The sequence below is a fragment of the Oscillibacter sp. CU971 genome, assembly GCF_905219725.1.
Classification (GTDB): domain Bacteria; phylum Bacillota; class Clostridia; order Oscillospirales; family Oscillospiraceae; genus Oscillibacter.
This window is the reverse complement of record NZ_CAJMXG010000210.1, coordinates 1-5182: the sequence shown is the minus strand read 5'-3', so window position 1 is coordinate 5182 and position 5182 is coordinate 1. Positions and strand designations below refer to the sequence as shown.

At 55.5% G+C, this 5182-nt stretch carries 5 protein-coding genes and 1 tRNA gene; 1 reads left to right on the top strand and 5 read right to left on the bottom strand.

Going from position 1 to position 5182, the window contains the following annotated elements; all coding sequences use genetic code 11:
• Positions 1-1038, bottom strand: a 1038-nt coding sequence (locus JX325_RS12510) for an NAD(P)/FAD-dependent oxidoreductase (RefSeq protein ID WP_204791444.1), incomplete at its 3' end; no start/stop codon positions are given.
• A 172-nt stretch (positions 1039-1210) separates the two neighbouring features.
• Between JX325_RS12510 and JX325_RS12505 the strand changes: the two genes are divergently transcribed.
• A tRNA-Gln gene (locus JX325_RS12505) sits at positions 1211-1284 on the top strand.
• Between the two features lie 73 nt (positions 1285-1357).
• Here JX325_RS12505 and JX325_RS12500 read toward each other — a convergent pair.
• From JX325_RS12500 to JX325_RS12485, 4 genes are all read right to left on the bottom strand, one after another.
• Positions 1358-3082: a recombinase family protein gene (locus JX325_RS12500; protein WP_204791443.1), complete on the bottom strand. Its 1725-nt coding sequence runs from the start codon at positions 3080-3082 to the stop codon at positions 1358-1360.
• Positions 3082-3330 (bottom strand): hypothetical protein, encoded by a 249-nt coding sequence (locus tag JX325_RS12495; RefSeq protein ID WP_016322948.1) that lies wholly within the window; start codon positions 3328-3330, stop codon positions 3082-3084. Before JX325_RS12495 ends, JX325_RS12500 begins: the two co-directional genes overlap by 1 nt.
• Before the next feature lie 4 nt (positions 3331-3334).
• Positions 3335-4282, bottom strand: coding sequence for a MobV family relaxase (mobV, locus tag JX325_RS12490; RefSeq protein WP_204791442.1), 948 nt, complete (start codon positions 4280-4282; stop codon positions 3335-3337).
• A 5-nt stretch (positions 4283-4287) separates the two neighbouring features.
• Positions 4288-5182 (bottom strand): ParB N-terminal domain-containing protein (locus tag JX325_RS12485; protein ID WP_204791441.1); only part of this gene is annotated, 895 nt, incomplete at its 5' end.

The window sequence follows — 5182 nt, the reverse complement described above, 5'->3', positions numbered from 1 at the left end:
TCCCGTTTCCGAGGCGGCGGCCACCACCTCCCCGCCGGGGCAGACGCAGAAGGAAAACACGCCCCGCCCGCTGGGCAGATGGCAGGAGAGCTTATAGGTGGAGGCGGGAAGGCCCGGATGCCCGGCATACTGCCGGTACTGGGCCGCGTCGCAGTCCGCCTGGCGGTGCTCGATGCGCAGGCCCACGGCAAAGGGCTTGGCCTCCAGGGGCACGCCTCGGCGGTGGAGCATCTCGAAGGTGTCCCGGGCGGAGTGGCCCGGGCAGAGGATCAGATTCCGGCNGGGCAGGACCTCCCGCCCCGCCGGGCCGGAGAGCTCTATGGCCGTCAGCGCCCCGTTTTCCATCCGCAGGTCCTCCAGCCGGGTCTGAAAACGGATGTCCGCCCCCAGGGCGGTCAGCTCCCGGCGGAGGTTTTGGAGGACCTTGTAGAGGTAATCCGTGCCCACATGGGGCTTGGCGTCAATGAGGATGTCCCCCGGCGCGCCGCAGGCAGCCAGGCGCTCCAGGATGAAGCGGTGGCGGAGGTCCTTGGTGCCGGTAGACAGCTTCCCGTCGGAAAAGGCCCCGGCCCCGCCCTCGCCGAACTGGACGTTGGACTCCGTGTCCAGGGCCCCGGAGGCCCAGAACCGCTCCACATCTGCCCGGCGGGCCTCCACAGGGCGGCCCCGCTCCAGGAGGATGGGCCTCTGGCCCGCCTCCGCCAGCGCCAGGGCGGCGAAGAGCCCCGCGGGGCCCGCGCCCGCCACCACCGGCGGAATCTCCGGCGGAGGCAGGGCCTCCGGCAGGCGGTAGGCCGGTCCCGGCTCCCAGCGGCTGATTTTCCGGCCCCGGCAGCGGCGGAGGACGGCGGCCTCGTTTTCCACCAAAACCGCCAGGGTATACGTCAGGGCTGCGTCCTCCCGGGCATCCACGCTGCGGCGCAGGACCCGGAGGTCCCGAAGGTCCGCCGGGCGGAGGCGCAGCAGCTTCGCGGCCCGGGCGCGGAGGTCCTCCTCCCCGCCGCCGGGGGAAAGGCGGACGCCCTCTAGCAGTATCATGTGCGAGGCTCCTTTCTTAGGGAGTGTGGACTCTATTATAGCACAGTTCCGTCTCCGGGCGGAAGGGGGAACGGCCGGATTTTTCCCCAAAAAAGAAATTTGGGAAAAAATTTGAAAACCCCTTGACAAGGCGGAGATTTTTAGTATAATAATAGCTGTTCCACAGCAATACAGCGGGTTTGTGTAAAGGTAGCACAGCAGACTCTGACTCTGTATGTGAGGGTTCGAATCCTTCACCCGCTGCCACGAAAAACCTTGAAACCGCAAGGGTAAAAGGTGATAGGGAACTATTTCCGCAGAGGGCGGCGTGATCGCACGATCACGCCGTCTTTCTGCGTCCATAGGTAGTTTCGCTGATAACAGGTTCACCAATTTCCGGCATATCCAGATCATCCAGGAAATTGAAGATAATCCTGACCTTCTGAATCCGCGTGGTCCCTTGCTTCTCTGGCGCATAGACGATGATCTTTTTGATAAACTCGTTTACAATGGTCGGTGTCAGCTCCGGGATGTCCACATATTTCTCGACCAAAGCGGCGAACTGGTCAAAGCTGTTGTCCATTTCCTCGCGGATGCCCACCCAGTCCTCAAGGCCGATAATCTCATTGTTAAGATTGGCCTGCTCCGCTTCATAGCCTTCAGCCATCTTCTGGTAGCGTTCCTGGCTCAAATTACCCAGCACCATGTCCTCGTAGATACGGGTCATCAGCACATCAATATCCGCCAGACGCTTCTTGGCCTGGGCCAGACGCCGCTTGTCCTCCCGGATAGACTTTTCCTGCTCCTCTCTGCGGCAGTGCAGCCAATCCTCTTGAAAGCCCTCTACGTCAGAACGGATCATCTCCGTTANAGCCCGGATACGCTCCAGCACCACATCCCGCAGCACTTCCTCTCGGATAATATGCCCCGAACAAGTCCCACGCCCGCTTCTGTATTTGGCGCAGACGTAGCGATCCTGCCTGCCCTCAAACCTTTTACAAGTGGCGAAGTTGAGCTTACTTCCGCAGTCGGCACAGAATAGAAGTCCGGAAAACAGTCCTTGCCGCTCACCCTTGGTGACGCGGCGCTTGTTCTTCCGCAGCTCCTGTACCCGGTCCCACTGTTCCTGCGGAACAATGGCCTCCTGTGTACCGGGCAGGATGAACATATCCTCTTTGGCGTTGGGAATGCGCTTTTTGAGCTTATAGGACTTGGAATAGGTCTTGAAGTTGCAGACACAACCAGTGTACTCCATCCGTTCCAGNATACCAACCACNGACTGCTCATGCCAGTGACAGGGACGCTCCGGCGCGGGCTTACCTTTACGCATAGCATAGAGGGCCTTGACCGTTGGCACTTGGTCANCTTCGAGGATTCGGGCAATCCGGCATGGGCCGATTCCAGCAATCGTCAGGTCAAAGATACGCTTGACCACTGGTGCGGCTTCTTCGTCCAAAATCCAGTGGTCCTTGTCCTGCGGGTCAGAGCGGTAGCCATAAGGCGGTTTCCCCNTATGTTTGCCGCTGGTGCCGCGGGCTTTCATCACGGAACGGACCTTTTTACTGGTGTCCTTGGCATAAAAATCGTTAAAAAGATTACGAAACGGGGTGAAATCATTGTCTCCACGCTCACTGTCCACCCCATCATTGACGGCAATGAATCGCACATCATAGCTGGGAAAAACGATTTCCGTATAACGACCGACCTGCAAGTAGTCCCGTCCAAAACGGCTCATGTCCTTGACGATCCAAGTGCCTACTAAGCCCTGCTCCACCAGAGAAAGTCCTTCCTGGACCCCAGGCCGGTTGAAGTTCGTCCCGGTATAGCCGTCATCAACCAACACACGGATGTTAGTAAAGCCTCGTTCTGCTGCATATTTGGTTAAAATGGACCTTTGATTTGCAATCGAATTTGACTCGCCGTCAAGGGCATCCTCATTACTTAAACGGCAGTACAAAATCGTGATTTTCTGCTGATCCACGTCATTTTCTCCTTTCTTATGTGGGTCAGCTAACAGTATCGTAGTGCATGGATCGATATTAACATAACTTTTTGCATTTGTCATTAGGAAATCGACCCGTTCTCTGAAAAAATGAGGCGCTTGACCTTGTTGGCCAGCGTCTCATTTCCATCACACTCTGTTTTGACGATGTACCAAGTATTTCCGATTTTCCGTTCAACAATGTCACAGAATGGATTCTGGGGCTCGTCCCAAAGACCAGCAGGAGGGAAAACCATAGGCTCATAGCAGGCACAAAGGTCAATAGGTTCATACACATAGCTCTTGAAATATTCGTCAAAATCAATTATCATTCAATTATCTCTCAATTTGTTTTGTATGATGCTCGCTTTGGTACGCTTGTAGGATTTCCGGCGGGATATGATCCACTGTCCGGCGCAGTTCCTCCAGTTCTTGAAGCTGCTGCGACACCTCCAACTGGCGTTTGATGCTCTCCTTGCTGGAATTGACTTGCTTTTTCAATCCAGCGTTCTCGGCCCGGAGTGCTTTATAGGCGGCATCATACTTCCGCATCTGCGTCTGCATCCGCTCTACGCCGGGGATGTACTGCTCCAGCAGGGCCTCAATCTCAGCACTTTTCTTCTTGGCGTTGAGAGGATTGACCTCCCCCAGCAACTTCATCAGCATATCCCGCTGGCGGTTGAGATGTGCCGCCTCCTTGAACAGACGGGGCGTAATGTGTGTCCTGCCAGTTTCGCTGGCACNTTCGCCCCGCTCCAGATCAGGATACTTCCTGACCATGTGTTTCCAAAAACTATCCTGCCACCATGTCAGTTTCTTCTTGTTTCCGACAATATCCTTGGCACTCAACCGCTTGTCCGGTGTCAGCGGGACAAAGGATAGGTGCATATGAGGCGTTTTCTCGTCCATATGAACCACGGCGGAGATAATCGTACTTTTATCCTGATGTTTCGTAATAAAACGAACCGCTTCTTCAAAGAATGTCCGAATTTCAGCCCTTTTCTTCCCTTTGAAAAACTCTGGGCTGGCCGTCACCAGGGCCTCGACCACCCGAACGCTGTCCTTTCGAGTACGGCATCCGGCCTTGGCAATCTGTTGCTCAGCCTCGGCACGGTATTTCCGCTCTGGCTGGACAAGATGGTAATTGAGATGACTGCGACTAACATCCACATCGGGATTACTGGCGTATTTCTCCTTTTTTCGCTCGTTATGAGCCTCAATTTGCCCGATTTCCGGTCCCTTGTACTTGGCAAAGCGGAGAATGGCATACTGCGGCTTCTGCATCGCGCTCACCGCCTACCCTCAAGCTGTGCCGTAAGCCTATCCGCCGCTTCACGCAGCTTATTGGCTTGAATCCGGGCAGTTTCCGTCTGTTCGTCAGTAAAGTCAGGACTGGCCGCTAAAAGCGAGGAAAGCCGCTCAAATTCATTAAGAACCAGACTTGAACTTTCCATAAAGCTGTCAAAGGATGAGGGAGTATCAGTCCCGGCGGTTTCCGGTTCTCCCTGCTTCAAATATGTGTTCACCGATTTGATCTCGCTGGACAGGAACTGCGCGGCGCACTCAGCCTGACGGTCCGGCTCCAAGCGGGCCAGCTTCATCAGCTCACTCCGGGGAGGCTGTTTATCCATTTTTTTGAGAATCTCACTGGCTTTCGGTGTCAGATGTTCGGCCAGATACAGGTGGCGCTCAACAGTCCTAGTCGAAACACCCAGCTTTTCAGCGGTATCTTCCACAAAAGATTTCACTTTGGGTTCGCACGACACATTGTCGCTCGAACGTTGGTGATTGCTCACATGGCCGGGACGGTTCCGGGCAATCGTCTCTGGATGCAGAGTTTCATAGAGTTTCTTCCGGCGGGCAAGCAGACTGCTCACTTCTGTGTTGGTCAGACTTCTGCGGATCACATTCTCGTCGATCTCCGCCAGTTCCGCCCGGATGCTGTCAATACTGCATACAGTACATTCGATTTCAGCCCAATCCAGCAGCTTCGCCGCTTCCAGCCGGTGTAGCCCGGCAATCAGGGTGTGGCTGCTGTCAACTGTGATTGGATTGAGCAGGCCCACGTCGGCTATGCTTTTAGATAACTCGTCGATATGGGTTGGGTCGGCCTCCCGCCGTCCGGGGTTGATTTTGATTTCGCTGATTGGAATACGCAATGATTTGATACCTCCTAAGTTGATT